The following is a 17,331-nucleotide window of genomic DNA, read 5'->3' as shown; positions in this document are numbered from 1 at the left end:
AAGAAATCTTTCCAATGCTATATGCCTGATAGTTTCCTTTTCCTTTATATAGCCCAGTACATACCACCTTCTATTATAAACCTTCATGGAATAGGGTTGCATTGTAAGTGTTTCTCGTTGTCCCTCATAGCGTTGATAGTCAATTATGAGTTCTGTATTAGTCCTCATAGCTTCAACCACGTTATCAAAGTATGCTGTACCATGAGGTATCTCTTCTAGTAAGATGCGGTCGCGCATCATATTGAATGTTGAGAAATCCTGTGGAACACTATATTTTCGTAATAGCAGTTGGGCATAAGGATTCTGTTTTAGCACTTCTGGATTCTTGATATAATATGTGTACCCCTTGGATTTATCACATTCTATGATAACCCCAAACATTTCTTCGATACTTTTACGGTGTTCGTGAAATGTACGAATTGGCAAACCACCCATGTAGGCATAAGGAGAACCTTCCCATATCCTGACAATATGGTCGTAAGTTAAAGGGATTCTTGAGCAACTAATAGTATCAAGTAGCCAAATATATCTGAGATAGGTTTTACTTATCATGATTCGTATTTTTCTACAAATCAAAACCGGATTAGCAACGAGTTTTTTATATTCCGTATATTCTTTATTTCTTATTCGTCTTCACCATATTCGTCTACCGCATCATTTTCGTCCTCAACGGGCAGTTCGCCGATAGGCAACTGTCGGTCGATGATAGCGTTGAACGAGATGATGGTCTCGGAACGTGAGAGACCAAGCGGCTGCAGCTTATCGTGAATGATGTTGAGCAGATGATGGTTGTTGTGGGCGTATATCTTTATGAACATATCGAAGCCGCCCGTAGTGTAATGGCACTCCACAACCTCGGGTATCTTCTTCAACTCATCTACCACATCATCGAACTTCGCCGGATTCTGCAGGTAGAGTCCGATGTAAGCACACGTCTCATAGCCGAGCTTCTCAGGGTCGATGATGAACTGCGAGCCTTTAAGCACGCCCAGATTGTTGAGTTTCTGTATGCGCTGATGTATCGCAGCGCCACTCACGTTGCACAGACGAGCCACTTCCAAGAACGGGATGCGAGCGTCGCCAGCTATCAGCTTTAATATCTTCTTGTCTAAAGAGTCTAAATTATAATGTGCCATCTGATATTTGTTTGTTTTTTGTACTAATTTATGCAAAGGTAGTGCAAATAAATTTATACTGCAACATTTTTGCACGAAAAACTCACAAATCGAAAGTATCGGATAAATCGGCGTAAACTACTTCTTCTGTTCCGCCGAATAGCTCATTCGGCGCACGTCGGCCCTGCGCAGCGCCATCTTCACCTCGTTTATCAACGACATCGGCGTACTGCGGTCGGCCTTTACCGACACAATTTGCTGCTCCTGGTCGTCGCCCGACATGGCTTTGCGCTCAGCGTTCACGTACGTTGTCACCTCTTCCGGCGTAGCATACTTGTCGTTGAGCTGCACCGTTATGCCCTTATACGACTGAACGATGCCCGGCACAGCCTCCGACGGCCTGCCGATGTAGACATACGACACGGCACTCTTCTTCGTGAGGCGCGTCAGCTCGGTGCCCTGCGGCACACGGAAGCGCACCTTCAGCGTCACCTGTCGCATGTGCGTAACGACCATGAAGAAGAACAGAACGGTGAAGATAAGGTCGGGCAGCGACGATGTGTTGAGTGTCGGCACGCTGCGGTCAATGCTTCTGCGTATCATTCTGCGCCTCCTTTCTTCTCGTCCACCGCCTTTGAAGTTTTATTATCCTCAGTAGAGTTATTAACATCTGCTGTGTTATAAGTTTCCGAAAGATGTTGCGGGTAAATATCGCGCACTTTCTTGCGCTGCTCGTCGGTGCAGCTGGCATAGTCGCGATGATAGCGGCGCTTAGCCTCAGCGTTGCGCAACTCAGCGTAAGCAGCTACAATCTCGTTCTCAAGCGTGAAGTAAGTGTTATAGTCGGAAGCCGGATTAGCGTCAACCAATATAAGATGCTGTGCGCCGCGCATCCGCACAAAGTCTACGATACGGCGGCGTATATCCTCAACGGCAACAGGCTTGTCGTTGAGCATCACCTCGTTCTGTGCCGTAATGCTGAACGCCAGCGTGTTCTCCTTCGACACATCCTTTGCCTCGTCGGTCTGCTCCTCCTTATCGAGCAGCGGCAGTTGGCGCACAAGTCCTTTGTCCACATCCATCGACGACGTGACGAGGAAGAATGTGAGCAGCATGAAAGATATATCGGCTGTCGACGTAGTATTAAGCGACGGCACCGAGTGTTTTCTACGTTTTATAAGCATAAGCCTTATTGTTTATAGGCCGAACTAAGCCTTTTGGGAAGGTGGCGTTTAAGCCTTTCTAAGCCTTCTTAAGCCTTTCTAAGCCTTTCTAAGCCTCTTTAAGCATTCTAAGCCTCTTTAAGCATTCTAAGCCCTCCCCGACGGGGAGGGTTGGGAGGAGCTTTTACCTGATGTATCGTGTCGATCCATACACGATGGCTCCGACAGCAACCACGATGAGCAGCAGCGATGTGCCGATGAACATGCCGGCTGTGCGCAGCCAGAAAGTGTCTGTAAAGCGTTCGCCGTTCACCATGAGCGCATCGGTGCTCGAAAGAGCATAGGTGAGCACGAAGGAGAGCACTGTTCCGACGACGACCGCCACAGAGATGCGGCGCGCCGGCACGTTGTTCACAACCACGTTCTCGCCCTTGTTCTTGCGCACGCCGTTGACAGCGCCGAGCACAGCTAAGCCGAGCGTAGCGAACGTAAGCACGATCATGAACCATATCAGCGCATCCGTAAGCAGCGGCGCACTATAGTCGGGATTATCGTCATACGGCATGTCGTAGCCGATAATCCAGAACAGTGCGAACAGCACCACTATCACACCTATTAATATATAGAATATGCGACTTGACAGCTGCATCGCCGTCAGATGTCGCAAATCAACAATCTTCTTCATCTCAACACCCTTTCTTATACTTGAGCAACGCGTCGAGCAGCGTTATCGCGCTCTCCTCCATCTGCGCCGTGAGATGGTCTACCTTAGAGAGCACATAGTTGTAGAACAGCTGCAGGATGAGCGCCACAATGATACCGAAGATAGTGGTGATGAGCGCCACCTTCATACCCGCAGCCACGATAGTAGGATTGATGTCGCCCGCAATCTGTATCTGCTCGAACGCCATCACCATACCGATAACCGTGCCAAGGAAGCCGAGCGACGGCGCCATAGCAATGAAAAGCGTAATCCACGAGCAACCCTTCTCAAGGTTAGCCGCCTGCACGGAGCCGTAAGCCGCCACTGAGCGCTCTATGTCCTCCATCGTTGTGTCGACACGCAGCAAGCCCTGATAGCAGATAGAGGCCACCGGTCCGCGTGTGTTGCGGCACTGCGTCTTGGCGCCCTCAATGTCGCCAGCCTCAATCTTCGCGTCTATCTCGCGCATAAACTTCTTTGCGTTTATCTCAGACATGCTCAGATAGATGATGCGCTCGATGCAGAACGCCAGGCCCAGCACGAGAGCCAGCGCCACGAGCGACATGAACGAGGCGTTGCCCTCGATAAACTTCTCCTTAAGTATCTTATGCAAGCCGCCGCCCGAGTTCTCCGCTCCTTCGGCTATCTCCACTGGCACTACAGCCGCAGAGTCGGCGTCCTGCTGAACGGTGGGCACGGCAGCCTCAGCCGCCACCTGAGCGCTATCTGCAGGCGCAGCGTAGGCAGAAGCGCCAAACGTAGTGAACAACATCAATGCAATGATGCACAACGCAGTAAGTGTGTGGCATCTAACAAAATTTCTCATAGTTCTTGTATATTTACTAAAAACTGCCACAAAGCTAACCCGAATTGCGGCATTAATATCGTTGCAAAAGTAGTTATTATTTTTTTATTGACGTAGTATTTAGCATATTTTATGTAACTTTGCAGAGATTAGCAACAGCTTATTTACAAAGTAACGGAAACAACATATAGAAACATGACAATAAGAAATCTGTCTTTAGCCCTCATAACGCTGATGGGCATAGCGCTGCCTGCCAATGCGCAGTACGCCTGGCAGGAGTACGACGAGCGCATGCCGTCGAAACAGCGACTGGACAACAACATAGGCTACAAGGTGGAGATGCAATCTTCGTTCTCGAAGGACAAGACTCCGCTCTGGCTCAACGCCAACAAGCACGGCCTAAGCTCGCTCGACGAGTTCAACGGCTACGTGCGCGGCGCCGTGATGCGCCCTCTCTCCACCGACTCGGCTCGCCGCTGGGCGATAGGCTACGGTGTGGACGTGGCTGTGCCGGTGAACTACACGTCGAACGTCGTAGTGCAGCAGGCTTTCGCCGAGGCACGCTGGCTGCACGGCGTGCTCTCCGTGGGCGCCAAGGAGTACCCTATGGAGCTAAAGAGCCAGACGCTGAGCAGCGGTTCGCAGACATTAGGCATCAACGCCCGACCAGTGCCGCAGGTGCGCATCGCCCTGCCCGAATACTGGACCATCCCCTGTACAAAGCGCTGGCTGCACCTTAAGGGACACATCGCCTACGGCATGATGACCGACGACAGCTGGCAGCACGACTTCACCAACAAGCGACAGAAATACGCCGACCACGTGCTCTACCACTCCAAGGCGGGCTATCTGAAGATAGGCAACGAGGACTCGTTCTTCCCGCTCAGCCTCGAACTGGGACTGGAGATGGCGTGCGAGTTCGGCGGCAAGCCCTATCGTCGCGACGGCCACGGCAACATGCAGCGCATACCTACCGGCACGGGCATAAAGGACTTCTGGCATGCCTTCATACCGGGCGGCAGCGACGCTACCGACGGAGTCTACACCAACCGCGCCGGCAACCAGTTGGGCAGTTGGGTGGCGCGTCTGAACTTCGACACCGAACTGTGGCGCTTCTCGGTATACGCCGACCATTTCTTCGAAGACCACAGCCAGATGTTCCTGCTCGACTACAACGGCTACGGCGAGGGCGAACAGTGGAACACATGGCAGAAGCGCCGCTACTTCATGTACAGTCTGAAGGACATGATGCTCGGCGCCGAGTTCGACCTGAAGTACGGCAGATGGCTGCGCAGCCTCGTCTTCGAGTACATCTACACGAAGTATCAGAGCGGACCATACAACCACGACCGCACCGAGAACATCAGCGACCACATCGCAGGCATGGACGACTACTACAACCACAGCATCTACACCGGCTGGCAGCACTGGGGACAGGTGATAGGCAACCCGCTCTACCGATCGCCGATATACAACACCGACAACAGCATCGACGTGCGCAACAACCGCTTCTATGCCCTACACCTCGGCGTGGAAGGCTCGCCTACGGAGCGCCTCGACTACCGCGTACTCACCACCTATCAGAAGGGCTGGGGCACATACAACAATCCGTTCACCAAGGCGTACAAAAACCTTAGCTTCCTCGTCGAAGCGAAGTACAAGTTCAACCACGACTGGACGGTGCGCGGCGGCTACGCGATGGACTTCGGCAGCGAGAAGATGTACGGTCACAACGCCGGATTCCAGCTCACTGTGACAAAGAGCGGACTGCTCACGAAGAAGAAGTAGAGCAAATCTCACCCCATCACCATCTCAACATCTCACCATCTCAACATCACAACACCCCATCACCATCTCAACACCACAACACCACAACACCACAACACCACAACACATGATAGCAAAACGATTATTCAAAACAATATTGGCTGCGTTCGCCCTCGTCGCCCTCGCCTCCTGCGAGATAGAGACCAGCGACAACGGCGACTTCGACGGCTTCTGGCACTTAGAACGCGTAGACACACTGGCTACGGGCGGCACAACCGACCTCTCGAAGAAGCGCGTGTTCTGGGGCGTGCAGTACAAGCTCATCAGCGTGCGCGACGTCGACGTAGACAAGCAGCACGGCTACTATCTGCGCTTCAAGCAGACACGCGACAAGATTGTGACGCACACGCCCTACAAGGACAACTGGCACCAGGACAAGGGCGACAACGGCGGCGACCACCCTATCGACGACCCGACGCTGCTGGCTCCCTACGGCATAAACAACCTTGAGGAGGAGTTCGTAAAGGAGAAACTCAACGGCGGACAGATGATACTGCGCTCGAAGACGCTGCGCTTGAAGTTCAAGCGATTCTAAACGCTACGTAGCGGAGGTCTCTGGCCTCCGCAGCACCCAACCGACGCATTGTTATGCCGGAATCATCGACGCATTATTCCGTAGGAATCATATCGCTTGCTGCGGAGGCCGGAGACCTCCGCTACGGGTAAGGCCATAGACAAACGGGAAAAGGCCATAACAAACGAAAAAAGCCATAGATTTAGAAGTTCTAAACCTATGGCTTTTTTCGTATGTATCAGTCGGTATGCAGCAAAGCAGCTAAGCTTTTCCTCTTTCAGCCCTCACGCCATCCGACCGTTCGCGTCCGCCGCCCAATCGGATTCCGTTCGCCGCCCGATCGGATTCCGTCCGCCGTCCGATCGGATTCCGTCCGCAGAACGATGACTTACGCTAAGCTTTTGCGGTGTCAATCGATGCGTCCAATGCCTCGTACACAGAGTTGTTACTCTTGAATTCGGGCACAATCTCCTTCATCTTCTTCACGGTGAGCATGTCGTCGTATTGCTTGCTCACCTCGATAAGTTCCTCAATGTCGCGCTCCACCTCGCTGTAGTCGTACTCGCGTACGTTAGCAATGCGAATCTTCTCGTGGAACGACGGCTTGGTCGACTCCTTGTCGTTGAGCACCTCCTCGTAGAGTTTCTCGCCGGCACGAAGACCCGTGTACTTTATCTCGACGTTCTTCGCACCGCTCAGATTTATCATGCGCTGCGCGAGGTCGGCAATCTTCACGGGGTTGCCCATGTCGAAGACGAATATCTCGCCGCCGTTGCCCTTTACGCCAGCCTCGAGCACCAGCTCGCACGCCTCGGGTATGAGCATGAAGTAGCGTATGATGTTCGGGTCAGTCACGGTGACCGGCCCGCCTGCCTTAATCTGCTGCTTGAAGAGCGGAATGACCGAACCGTTTGAGCCAAGCACATTGCCGAAACGCGTGGTGACGAACTGGGTGCAGCCCTCCACCTTTCCGCTTCGCACGGCGTTGTTAAGGCTCTGCACGTACATCTCACAGATGCGCTTCGAGCATCCCATGACGTTTGTGGGGTTCACCGCCTTGTCCGTAGAAATCATCACAAACTTCTTCACGCCGTACTTCACAGCCATGTCGGCAAGCACCTTCGTGCCGTAGATGTTGTTCTCAACGCTCTCCGTCGGATTGTTCTCCATCATCGGCACATGCTTGTATGCAGCGGCATGGAATACGTAGTCGGGACGGAAACGGCGGAAGATGTTCTCCATGCGCAGCTGTCCGGTGATAGACGTAACAATGGTTTCCGCCTTGATGTGTGGATAGCGCTTCGCCATCATCAAGCGTATGTCGTGCTGCGGCGTCTCGGCACTGTCGATGAGCACCAGTTCGCGCGGATTGAACTGGCAGAGTTGCTTCACAATCTCGCTACCAATACTGCCCGCCGAACCCGTCACGAGGATACACTTGCCATACAGCGTGTCGGCTACGCTCTTAAGGTCGATGCTTATCTCGTCGCGCGGCAGCAGATCTTCGATGCTCACCTCCTTCAGCGTGGCGTCGGGCATAGCCGGGTTCCACTCCTCGTTGGCGCGCGGCATGTAGATGTGCACGCCCTCAGCTATAAGCATATCCTGTAGCGCCTTGTCCTTGCGGAACTCGTCTATGGCGCCCTGCGAAACGAGCAGACACTCGATGTGCTCCTGCTTCACGAGTCGCCTCACGTCGCTGTACCGGTAAACATCCAGACCCATGAGCACCTTGTGGCGCACGTTGTTGCCGTCGGATACGAAGCCGAAGAGACGCATGCGCAGCGACTTGTCGTTGCGCACGAGCTTGGCAAGACCGATGCCGCCCTCGTCAATGCCGAGGATGACTGTGGGACGGGCGTTGAACGTATCGATAGAGACGTCGTAAACCGTCTTCACCAACACGCGCACCGCCCACAGGAGCAGCACGCTGATAAGCGAAGCCAGCGCTATCTCGCGTCCGCCTACGTACACATTCTGGAAATAGTCGAACTGCAGCATCACGAAGTGGCCCAGATAAGAGAGCACGCAACCCACAAGCGAGGCATAACCCACGCGCTGCAGGTCGACGAATGAGGAGTAGCGCAGAATGCCGTCGTATGTATGGAACATCTTGAAGCCTACAGCGTAGAATATGGCATAAATAGCACACATTGAGCACAACTGCCACAATACGCTAAGTGTTTTCGCTCCACCATAAGTCTGCTGATAGACCAGCAGGAACGAGAAGAAGACAATGGCACAATCGAACATGAAGACGCACCAGTAAGGCAGCGACTTCTTGTTGAAGTACCAGTTTATAAGTTTATTAGTGAAATTCATCTTAAAGGTCTTTATTTAAGAAACGTAAACATAGCCGATATATTACATTTCCTAACAGATGTTTTGCGCTTCAAGCCACAATTATTTTCCGATATTGAAGAAAGTGGCGAAGATGATGCGAAAATACTCTCCGACGGTGTGATGGTTGATGTAGCGCATATTGAGCGCAATCTTGTCGGGCATTATCTGCTCTATGTACGCCTTGTCGGGGTCGGCAGCTTCGCCGAGGATGCGGTTCTCGTCGATGTACTCTATCGAAGCCCAGTCGGTGATGCCCGGACGCACGCTCAGCACACGCTTCTGTTCGGGCGTGTAGAGACGTGTGTACTTCTCCACCTCCGGACGCGGCCCCACAAGGCTCATGTCGCCCATGAGCACGTTCCAGAGCTGCGGCAGCTCGTCGAGCTTGTACTTGCGTATGAAGAGTCCGGTGCGAGTGATGCGGTTGTCGCGCTCGCCCACGGTGATAAGTCCCTTGCGGTCGGAACCGACACGCATGGAGCGGAACTTGTACAGACGGAAGGGCACGCCGTTGCGTCCCACACGCTCCTGCGAGTAGAATCCGCCGCCCTTGCTCTCCATACGTATCAGCACGTAGAGCACGAGAAACAATGGCGAAAGCACTATCAAGCCGAAGAGCGAGAATAAGATATCAAGAAATCTTGTCATATCCCTTCCCCAGCTTATTTACCCATCACCTTATTGTAAGCCTCAACGACGGTCTTAACCACGAAATCGGCCTGCTCGTCGGTGAGCTGCGGATATACCGGAAGCGAGATTTCGTGAGCATAGTTGCGGTAAGCCTGCGGATAATCGTTGATATCGTAACCCATCTCGCGGAAGAGCGTGAGCATAGGCATCGGAATGAAATGGACGTTCACCGCCACTTCTGCCTTAGATATCTCCTGTATAATCTCGTCGCGCTGCTGCTCGCTTGCGCCGTCAATGCGGAGCGCATACACATGGTACGAACTCTCCTTGCCCAGCATCTCAGAAGGCGGCGTTATAGCCCATGCATACTGCTTCAGGGCGTTGTTGTAGCGTGTGAATACGCGCTTGCGTTCCTTCAACAGCTGCTCGTACTTGCGTATCTGCGCCAAACCTATGGCGGCATTCACGTCAGCCAGATTGCACTTCATGCCCTGACCCACGATGTCGTAGCGCCATCCGCCAGCCTTCGACTTCGTGAAGGCGTCCTTCGTCTGGCAGTTGAGCGAGAGCAGACGCATATCGGCATAGAGCTGGTCGTTGTCGAACGGCTCCGGCATGTTCATACAGATGGCTCCGCCCTCAGCCGTCGTGACGTTCTTCACGGCATGAAGCGAGAAGATGGCGATGTCGGTCTCCGATCCGGCGCGCTTGCCGTCGTAGTGAGCGCCGATAGAGTGAGCCGAATCGCTGATAACGATGATTCGACCCAGCTTGCGCTGCACGTCTGACGTCGGATTGAACTGCGCCTTCACCTCATCATCGGCAACAAGCGCCATGATAGACTTGTAGTCGCAGGGGAATCCGGCGATGTCTACCGGCAGAATAGCCTTGGTGCGCGGCGTAATGGCGCGGCGGATGGCTTCCACAGAGATGTTGAAGTCGTCGCAGGAGTCGACCATCACCGGCTTGCCACCAGCCCAAAGCACGGCAAGCGCTGTAGCCGAATAAGTGTACGCCGGCACGATAACCTCGTCGCCGGGCTGCAATCCGAGCCAGCGGAGCACCAGAATGGCGCCCGATGTCCATGAGTTGACACCCAGAGCGCGGCTTGCGCCCGAGAGCTTGCATATCTCTTCTTCAAGAGCCTTCACCTTCGGACCGGTTGTTATCCAGCCCGAACGCAGCGAGTCGTTAACTTCGTTAATTACATCATCGTCGATATATGGGGGCGAAAACGGTATCTTCATAATTATTATCTATTTACGTTTACTGTCATTTTTTTGTTTGTCAACACCTTATACAAACCTTTTATATAGCCGAAGCCATAACTCAAGTGGAGGTTGAGGAAGATGTATGGCATGTAAAAAGCCAAGGCAAAGCGCTTCTTTTGCAACGCTGTCTTGATGCCAAACATGAAACCGAGAGCGAAATATAACGCCATTACAGCTATATACATATAGGCTATAATAGACGAAACAAAGCTAAGCACCGCTCCCAACATTATGCCTATGCAGAAAAGCAGGGGGAAGAACTGGCGCACAGTGGCAGGCGTTCCGAGCTTGCGGTTCACCAACGGCTTGAACAGTCCGTACTGCCAGTACATGCGACGCGTCTTTGCGATGGTGTCACGGGCAGCATACTCAATGACGATGTCGGGGATAAGGAATATCTTTCCGCCGTTCTTGATTATGCGTCCGTTGAATTCGTCGTCTTGATTTCGCGTCAATTCGGGATCGAACATGCCAATCCTGTCGAACAAGTCGCGATGGAAACAGCCGAAAGGCACGGTGTCTACCTGCTTTATCTTGCTGGCGCCGATGCGGAAATCAGAACCTCCGACGCCGAAAGAATGACACAGACACTGGGCTATGGCAAGCGCCTTGGTGCTGTCGTTGGCAGGAAGCGTGTTGCACACGCCGCCCACATTGTCAGCCTTTAGCTCGTAAAGATAACGGACAAGGCGTGAGAAATAGTCAACCGGATACTTGCAATGTGCGTCTATACGTATGACCACGTCGCCAGTAGCCTTGGCAATGCCGTTGTTGAGAGCGTAAGGAACGGTTCGCTGAGGATTGTCAATGAGCTTAAAGAACGGATGTGTCTTGGCATACTCCGTGATAAACTCACGTGTGCCATCTTTGCTCATTCCATCAATTAGGAACACCTCCATACTATCTTTAGGATAGTCTTGTAGAGTGATACTCTCAAGAAGTCCTTCTATAAATCTGCGCTCTTGATATATGGGACAAACTACTGTTATCTTAGGATTGTTCATGCTGTCTGTCATTATAATTAAAGACGTGCGTCTATGCTATCGCGCGACAATACGCCCTTAACGTCATACAACACGCTGTTCGTAGCACGAACGGCTGAGAAGTCGAGGTTGCGGAACTCGTTGTGAGCAACGGCAAGAATTACGGCATCGTACTTCTCGTTAGGAAGTTGCGTCTTGATGCTGATACCATATTCGTGCTCAACTCTTTCGGCGTTAGCCCACGGGTCGTATACGTCGATGTTGTGGGTGTATTCGCTAAGAGTGTGATAGATGTCCACCACCTTAGTATTGCGGATATCGGGACAGTTCTCCTTGAAAGTAATGCCGAGGATGAGTATCTTGGCGTCCTTGACGAGGATGCCTTTCTTGTTCATGCACTTGATAACCTGATTGGCAACATAGTCGCCCATGCCGTCATTCAGTCGACGTGCTGCAAACATCACACGCGGAAGAACGCCATACACTTGAGCTTTCTGAATGAGATAATAAGGGTCGACACTGATACAGTGTCCGCCTACCAAACCCGGCTTGAGCTTAATGAAGTTCCATTTTGAAGCCGCAGCCTCAATGACGTCGTTGGTGTCGATACCCATAGCATTGAATATCTTTGCCAGTTCGTTCATGAAAGCGATGTTGACATCGCGCTGCGAATTCTCTATTATCTTCGAAGCCTCAGCCACACGGATGCTCGGTGCCTTGTGTGTGCCGTTGACGAGTACCGAATTATAGACGCCGTCCACGATGTCAGCCACCTCGGGCGTAGAACCAGAGGTCACCTTCTTGATCTTCTCCACGGTATGAAGTTTGTCACCCGGATTGATTCGCTCGGGGCTGTAGCCTGCGAAGAAGTCCTCGTTATACTTCAGTCCGCTCACACGCTCCACTACTGGCAGACACTCTTCCTCTGTAACACCGGGATAGACGGTCGACTCGTACACGACGATATCGCCCTTCTTTATCACCTTACCCACGGTCTCGCTGGCACCCCAAAGCGGCTTGAGGTCTGGGTGATTGTTATTGTCAACGGGTGTTGGTACGGCTACAACGTAGAAGTTGCAGTCGCGTATATCGTCAAGATTGGTGGAACAAACGAAGTTATGGTTATGTATAGCGTCGCCAAGCAATTCATCAGACACTTCCAGTGTGGAATCATGACCCTGCATAAGCTCGTCCACACGATGCTGGTTCATGTCGAAACCAACAGTCGGATACTTTGTTGAGAAAAGACGAGCTAACGGCAAGCCCACATATCCAAGTCCGATAACAGCAATTTTTATTTCCATTTACATTATATATTTAAAAATTCGTACAAAGTTAACATATTTATTTGAAATGGAGGACCATTTGTAACAAAACAATAACAATAGATATGGCTAAGCCAATTCTGTTGTTATTATCTTGATGACAAATGGAGGAAGATAAGCCTGTGCCGAATGTATACAGTTGAGTTTCATTGGAACAAGGCTATCTTGGCATTTATAAATGTCGAGGATTATCTCAGCAAGGCGATTAACGTCATGCGTAGGGAAGACAAAACCATTCTTTCCATCAGTAATGATGTTGGCATTGTCGTGCCAGTCGCTCGCAATAATAGGCAGACCTGCAGCGAAAGCGTCGATGACAGTGCCGGCGAGTCCTTCGCCAGGATAGTACGTAGGAAAGAGCAGCGCGGTATAGTCTTTCAGAGTAGAGACACTCTTGTCGAACGCCACCTTGCCGCGATAAGCCACCGTTTCGGGCATCGAAGCCTTTACGTTATCAAACCAAGAACAGTCGCAAGTCTCCACATTACCATAGAGGTCAAGCGTAGCGATGGTGCTGCCAGCCTTCTCGTTAGCAAGGCTCACAGCCTTTATGGCATCTTCTATGCCTTTCGTCGGCGTAATGCGCGAGAAGATGCAGAAGCGCATCGGACAGAGATTGTAGCCCGCGAGTTCGTCGGCAGACAGAATGTGCAGCGGCTTGCAGTTGGGCATCACCTTAACGCGATGCAAGCCCAATGCGGCAAGCGCCGTCTTCATGTTCTGCGTTTCGGGGTATATCATGTGCAGGCGCTTGACGAAAGGCAGCAGCCAGCGGTTGCGCTGCAGCAGTTCGGCGAGCCATCCGCCTATCACAACATAATGAATGCGGCGGCGGAACAGCAGGTTGTATATCACGACAAGCGGCAGAATCACCTTTATGCCGTTCTGCGCGGGCAGGATAATAATATTGCGGCTGCCCATGACGCAGCCGAACAGCTGGAAAAGAAGGCGCAGAACGACGCTCTTGCCGCCGGCTGTGTCGATGCGCTTTATCTCTGACGCTCCGTATAACGACTCCAGTTCGTCGGCAACGATGCGCGTCTTGATGGTCTGCCCGTTATAACTATTGTTCTTTATATCAAAATTGCCAATGATGCTTATCTTTCTCATATTCGCTTGTTTTAGGTTAACAGGTTTACTTTTCGAAGAAATTTGATAGATGCTCACGCAAAAGATAATATGTCTTCATTATCACAAAGCGTGTGAATGACATGTGCGTCAGTGAGACTGTAGAGAGATGCTGCTCGCGGGTCTTCGCCATCAGTTCGCTTATCATGCTCAACTGCTTCATCAGGCTGCGGGTTTTCTTGGCTCCCACTACATTGTGCTCGTGCTGGCGGTAGAGCATAAGCGGCTCGGGCTCGGCTACGACGAAGCCCTTGTTCCACAGAACGGCGGTGGCAAACCATGCATCGTGCATCACTATCTTATCTGAATAAGGGAAGCAGACCGCCTTTGCCTCACGGTTGAGCATCATCGTGCAGCCCGGCATATTGTTGTAGAACAGATGATAGTACTTGTCGTTGAAGACCGACATGGGATAGTGGCGGAACTTCCAATAAGACTCGGCGAAGACATTAAGCTTGGCATCCACCAGCTTGAGGTTGGTGCAGGAGATGACCGGACTGCCGCTATGCTCAGCCTCGGCTTCGTGCATGCGCTTCAGCGTCAGCTCCACCTTGTGCGGGAGCCACACGTCGTCGTGGTCGCAAAACATATAATAGTCGGCTTCCACGTTGCGCAGCATCCACATGAACGATTTCTTCGCTCCAAGGTTGCCGCTGGAGGGCATGGCAATGATGCGTGGGTCGGTGTCGGCGAGCCGCTTGATGAGAGCTGCCGTCGCGTCGGTAGAAGCGTCGTCGCGTATGTATAGTTTCCAGTCGGTGTAGGTCTGCGCGATGATAGAGCCGACCTGCTCCTCCAGATAGTTCATACCGTTGTATGTAGAGAGTAGTATTGCTATTTCCATATTGTTTCGTTAATGTTTCTGCGCCTCGATGAGTGTGCTTATTATGGCTGTTTTCTTCTTGCGCCAACGTGCTTCTCGCAGCAGGTATGCCGCTACGGGCAACTGGCGGGCGAGGCGTGCCGGCAATATTTTCTGGAGCAGTAGCGTTAGACATATCTGCAACTTCAGCAGACGGCTGTGCGAGCGGTTGCGGCTGCGCACGCTGTCGGCGAGCGCGTCGGCGAGCGAGCGGTTGATGCCCTTACCAGTCATGCCCGAGTTGTAGATGCGCAACATACCGTCGTAGAGCGAACGGTCGTAGCGCTTTCCTCCGATGCGACGCACCGTGTCGTACATGCGGCTGTTGGCACGCACATGGCTGTCTACGTGCGCCTGTGTGTTTATCTTCTTTGAAATAGAAGACGTAGTGATGATGCGGTAGCCGTAGTCTTGCGGAGCCTCTGCATAGTCGTAGCGCAGTCCGGCGGCTATGGCTGATATGTTAAAGTCGGCGTCCTGCAAAGACAGCAGGTTGACATCCCACGTGAGGTTGTGGCGGCGCAGCGACTCGGTGCGGTAGATGTTGTTCCATACGATGAACGGCAGTCGGCGACTGGCGAACAGCGCCACATCGTCCTCCGCCACGCGGAATCCGAAGGCGTAAGGGTGTGGCTCGGTGAGGAAACGTTCGTCTACATACACGCCCGAAGGGAACACGAGAAAGTCGAGGTCGGTACGCTTCTGCAGCATCTCCACACGCTGTCGCAGGCAGTAGGGCGCTATATAGTCGTCGGAATCGAAGACGATGACGAACTCTCCGCACGCCATCTCCAAGCCGATATTGCGGCAGGTCTGAGCACCCTTCGGCTGTCGGCTGCGCCTTACTACGCGTATGCGGCTGTCGGCTGCAGCGTAGCTTTCGAGCAGCTGCAGCGTGTCTTCGCCCGAACCATCGTCTACGGCGAGAAGTTCCCACGCGTTAAAGTCGTTGGCGAGTATGCTGTCGATCATCGTACGTACTTCGTCACGATGATTGAACACGGGCATTATTATGGAGAGAGATGTTCTGAGCGGTTCCATTATAGACTTTTAAGTATTGCGAATTATATAATATAAACGCCCGATACAGAACAATATTGTATCGGACGTTATAATAATACTATTTTATTGGTCTTACATCAGTGTTTACGAAGCAATTTGTTTCGTATAAGGGAGTTAACGTAGTTGCGTTCGTTCTTGCGCAGTCCGATGACGTAAAGCAGCAGGACGAAGTAAGCATAAGCCACCGCAACGCTCGATATAGGCCCTATCACCTGTTTCAGACAGAGCGTCGGAACGAAAAGAAGCGTTATCAGAAGCACCGGAACGTACGAACCGCGCACAAGAGCCCATACATCGAACTTCGTGATGCGGACAATGATGAACGGACGCACCAAGAATACAAGGAACGAGAAGGCTATGTAGACATAGAACAGATATTCAGGCGGCATGCCTCGGCGCATCGCCAGATAGCCTACGACAATGGAACTGACGAGCAATGTATTGACAATGATCTGATATAGCTTTATCTTTCCCGTAGCAAACACGAAGTCGTTGACACCGGCATTAATGGAGAATATCAGGATGTCGACAATGAGCAGATGGGTGAACGTTATGGCATACGGCGGCACCTCCTTCAACCACAAGCCGAAGATCACTTCCGGCGCAAGGATGAAGGGAATGGAGACGAAGAACATTGAGAGGTAAGTGGCTTTGGAAGCCAGACAGACCAGCGACGTGCAGCGGTCAAGATTGCCTGCAGCATAGTTCTTCACAATCTGCGGCGAGATGGGTTTCTGCGCGTTGTTGGCGAATGTCTGAAGTATGGTTCCGACGGAATTGGCTACGGCAAGTCCGGCGTTCATCGTGGTGCTGAAGAACATGTTGATGATGAGCGCACCACCCTGAGCCTTGCCGATTGTGGCTATGGCTCCGATGCCTATACCTATAGAGAAATTAAGCACATCATAGTATTTGCGCCACTCACGCACAAAGACAAAGCGGGTGATGGCTGCAAACTGCCTGCGGCAATAGGCGAAGAACACCACCGTGGGGAAGGCGGTCATGAATGCCATCACGTAGGTATAGATGATCAGCTTATGCTCGAAATGATCGATGAGCAGATAAGTGAAGAAAAGCTTGAAAAGACTCATAGCCACATCCGTTGAGCAGAACACGAGGAAGCGCTCGCGGGCTATGAGCAGTCCGTTATAGGGCACGCCGATGAACGACATCGCCGCAGCCACGATGGATACATCGAACACGCGCAGCACGGTCTGCATGTCGCCGTCATAGCAGACATGGTGCATGATATACCAATGTCCGGCGGGCAAAGCTATCGCCACGGTCAGCAAGGCTATGAGCACATGTATAACAAGGTTCACGTTGAACTGACGGCACACCTCCTCCTGATCGTTCTTGCCGATGGCAATGGCGATGAAACGATTGGAGGTGGTCACCATGATGGTGTTGATGATACTTATGAAGGTGATGATGCAGGCAATGACCGAATACAGTCCGTAGTCGCTTATACCCAATGCCTGCAGACTGAAACGCGTGTAGAGCAGTCCGCTGATGGATATAATGGCAAGTCGGATGTAAAGTATGAGCGAGTTTACCGCTATCGATTTGTTTGTATTTTCCTGCATCTTCAAGTGGTTTT

At 52.0% G+C, this 17,331-nt stretch carries 17 protein-coding genes; 2 read left to right on the top strand and 15 right to left on the bottom strand.

Annotation, left to right across the window (positions count from 1 at the left end; genetic code table 11):
* From KTQ90_RS01320 to KTQ90_RS01295, 6 genes are all read right to left on the bottom strand, one after another.
* On the bottom strand, window positions 1-552 hold a 552-nt coding region (locus KTQ90_RS01320; RefSeq protein ID WP_217316927.1), incomplete at its 3' end, for a WYL domain-containing protein.
* A 71-nt stretch (window positions 553-623) separates the two neighbouring features.
* Window positions 624-1,136 (bottom strand): Lrp/AsnC family transcriptional regulator, encoded by a 513-nt coding sequence (locus tag KTQ90_RS01315; RefSeq protein WP_217316926.1) that lies wholly within the window; start codon window positions 1,134-1,136, stop codon window positions 624-626.
* 117 nt (window positions 1,137-1,253) lie between these two features.
* Window positions 1,254-1,718 carry an ExbD/TolR family protein gene (locus tag KTQ90_RS01310; protein WP_217316925.1) on the bottom strand — a complete coding sequence of 155 codons (465 nt, stop codon included), beginning with the start codon at window positions 1,716-1,718 and terminating at the stop codon, window positions 1,254-1,256.
* A complete protein-coding gene (locus KTQ90_RS01305; RefSeq protein ID WP_217316924.1) occupies window positions 1,715-2,299 on the bottom strand; it encodes an ExbD/TolR family protein in 585 nt (194 codons plus the stop codon). Before KTQ90_RS01305 ends, KTQ90_RS01310 begins: the two co-directional genes overlap by 4 nt.
* A 163-nt stretch (window positions 2,300-2,462) precedes the next feature.
* Window positions 2,463-2,963, bottom strand: a complete 501-nt coding sequence (locus KTQ90_RS01300) for a hypothetical protein (RefSeq protein WP_217316923.1) — start codon at window positions 2,961-2,963, stop codon at window positions 2,463-2,465.
* 1 nt (window position 2,964) lies between these two features.
* Window positions 2,965-3,753, bottom strand: a complete 789-nt coding sequence (locus tag KTQ90_RS01295) for a MotA/TolQ/ExbB proton channel family protein (protein WP_217316929.1) — start codon at window positions 3,751-3,753, stop codon at window positions 2,965-2,967.
* A gap of 228 nt (window positions 3,754-3,981) precedes the next feature.
* On the opposite strand from KTQ90_RS01295, the gene KTQ90_RS01290 reads away from it, so the two are divergent.
* Window positions 3,982-5,574: a capsule assembly Wzi family protein gene (locus tag KTQ90_RS01290; protein ID WP_254359289.1), complete on the top strand. Its 1,593-nt coding sequence runs from the start codon at window positions 3,982-3,984 to the stop codon at window positions 5,572-5,574.
* Between the two features lie 106 nt (window positions 5,575-5,680).
* On the top strand, window positions 5,681-6,148 hold the full coding sequence (locus KTQ90_RS01285; RefSeq protein ID WP_217316922.1) for a lipocalin-like domain-containing protein: 468 nt from the start codon (window positions 5,681-5,683) through the stop codon (window positions 6,146-6,148).
* Window positions 6,149-6,520: 372 nt separating this feature from the next.
* Here KTQ90_RS01285 and KTQ90_RS01280 read toward each other — a convergent pair whose 3' ends face one another.
* From KTQ90_RS01280 to KTQ90_RS01240, 9 genes are all read right to left on the bottom strand, one after another.
* Window positions 6,521-8,449 (bottom strand): polysaccharide biosynthesis protein, encoded by a 1,929-nt coding sequence (locus KTQ90_RS01280; protein WP_217316921.1) that lies wholly within the window; start codon window positions 8,447-8,449, stop codon window positions 6,521-6,523.
* A gap of 81 nt (window positions 8,450-8,530) precedes the next feature.
* Window positions 8,531-9,118 (bottom strand): sugar transferase, encoded by a 588-nt coding sequence (locus KTQ90_RS01275; RefSeq protein ID WP_217316920.1) that lies wholly within the window; start codon window positions 9,116-9,118, stop codon window positions 8,531-8,533.
* 14 nt (window positions 9,119-9,132) lie between these two features.
* Window positions 9,133-10,347, bottom strand: coding sequence for a DegT/DnrJ/EryC1/StrS family aminotransferase (locus KTQ90_RS01270; protein WP_217316919.1), 1,215 nt, complete (start codon window positions 10,345-10,347; stop codon window positions 9,133-9,135).
* Window positions 10,348-10,352: 5 nt separating this feature from the next.
* On the bottom strand, window positions 10,353-11,375 hold the full coding sequence (locus KTQ90_RS01265) for a glycosyltransferase family 2 protein (protein WP_217316918.1): 1,023 nt from the start codon (window positions 11,373-11,375) through the stop codon (window positions 10,353-10,355).
* Window positions 11,376-11,392: 17 nt separating this feature from the next.
* Window positions 11,393-12,658 (bottom strand): nucleotide sugar dehydrogenase, encoded by a 1,266-nt coding sequence (locus KTQ90_RS01260; protein WP_217316917.1) that lies wholly within the window; start codon window positions 12,656-12,658, stop codon window positions 11,393-11,395.
* Between the two features lie 90 nt (window positions 12,659-12,748).
* On the bottom strand, window positions 12,749-13,789 hold the full coding sequence (locus tag KTQ90_RS01255) for a glycosyltransferase family 4 protein (RefSeq protein WP_217316916.1): 1,041 nt from the start codon (window positions 13,787-13,789) through the stop codon (window positions 12,749-12,751).
* A 25-nt stretch (window positions 13,790-13,814) separates the two neighbouring features.
* Window positions 13,815-14,651, bottom strand: coding sequence for a glycosyltransferase family 2 protein (locus tag KTQ90_RS01250; RefSeq protein ID WP_217316915.1), 837 nt, complete (start codon window positions 14,649-14,651; stop codon window positions 13,815-13,817).
* A 9-nt stretch (window positions 14,652-14,660) separates the two neighbouring features.
* Window positions 14,661-15,710, bottom strand: a complete 1,050-nt coding sequence (locus KTQ90_RS01245) for a glycosyltransferase family A protein (RefSeq protein ID WP_217316914.1) — start codon at window positions 15,708-15,710, stop codon at window positions 14,661-14,663.
* Window positions 15,711-15,808: 98 nt separating this feature from the next.
* Window positions 15,809-17,317: a lipopolysaccharide biosynthesis protein gene (locus tag KTQ90_RS01240; RefSeq protein ID WP_217316913.1), complete on the bottom strand. Its 1,509-nt coding sequence runs from the start codon at window positions 17,315-17,317 to the stop codon at window positions 15,809-15,811.
* Window positions 17,318-17,331 lie beyond the last annotated feature (14 nt).

The organism is Leyella stercorea (assembly GCF_019052365.1).
Taxonomy (GTDB): Bacteria; Bacteroidota; Bacteroidia; order Bacteroidales; family Bacteroidaceae; genus Prevotella.
Note: the sequence above shows the minus strand (reverse complement) of the source record. Positions and strands in the feature narration are given on the sequence as shown.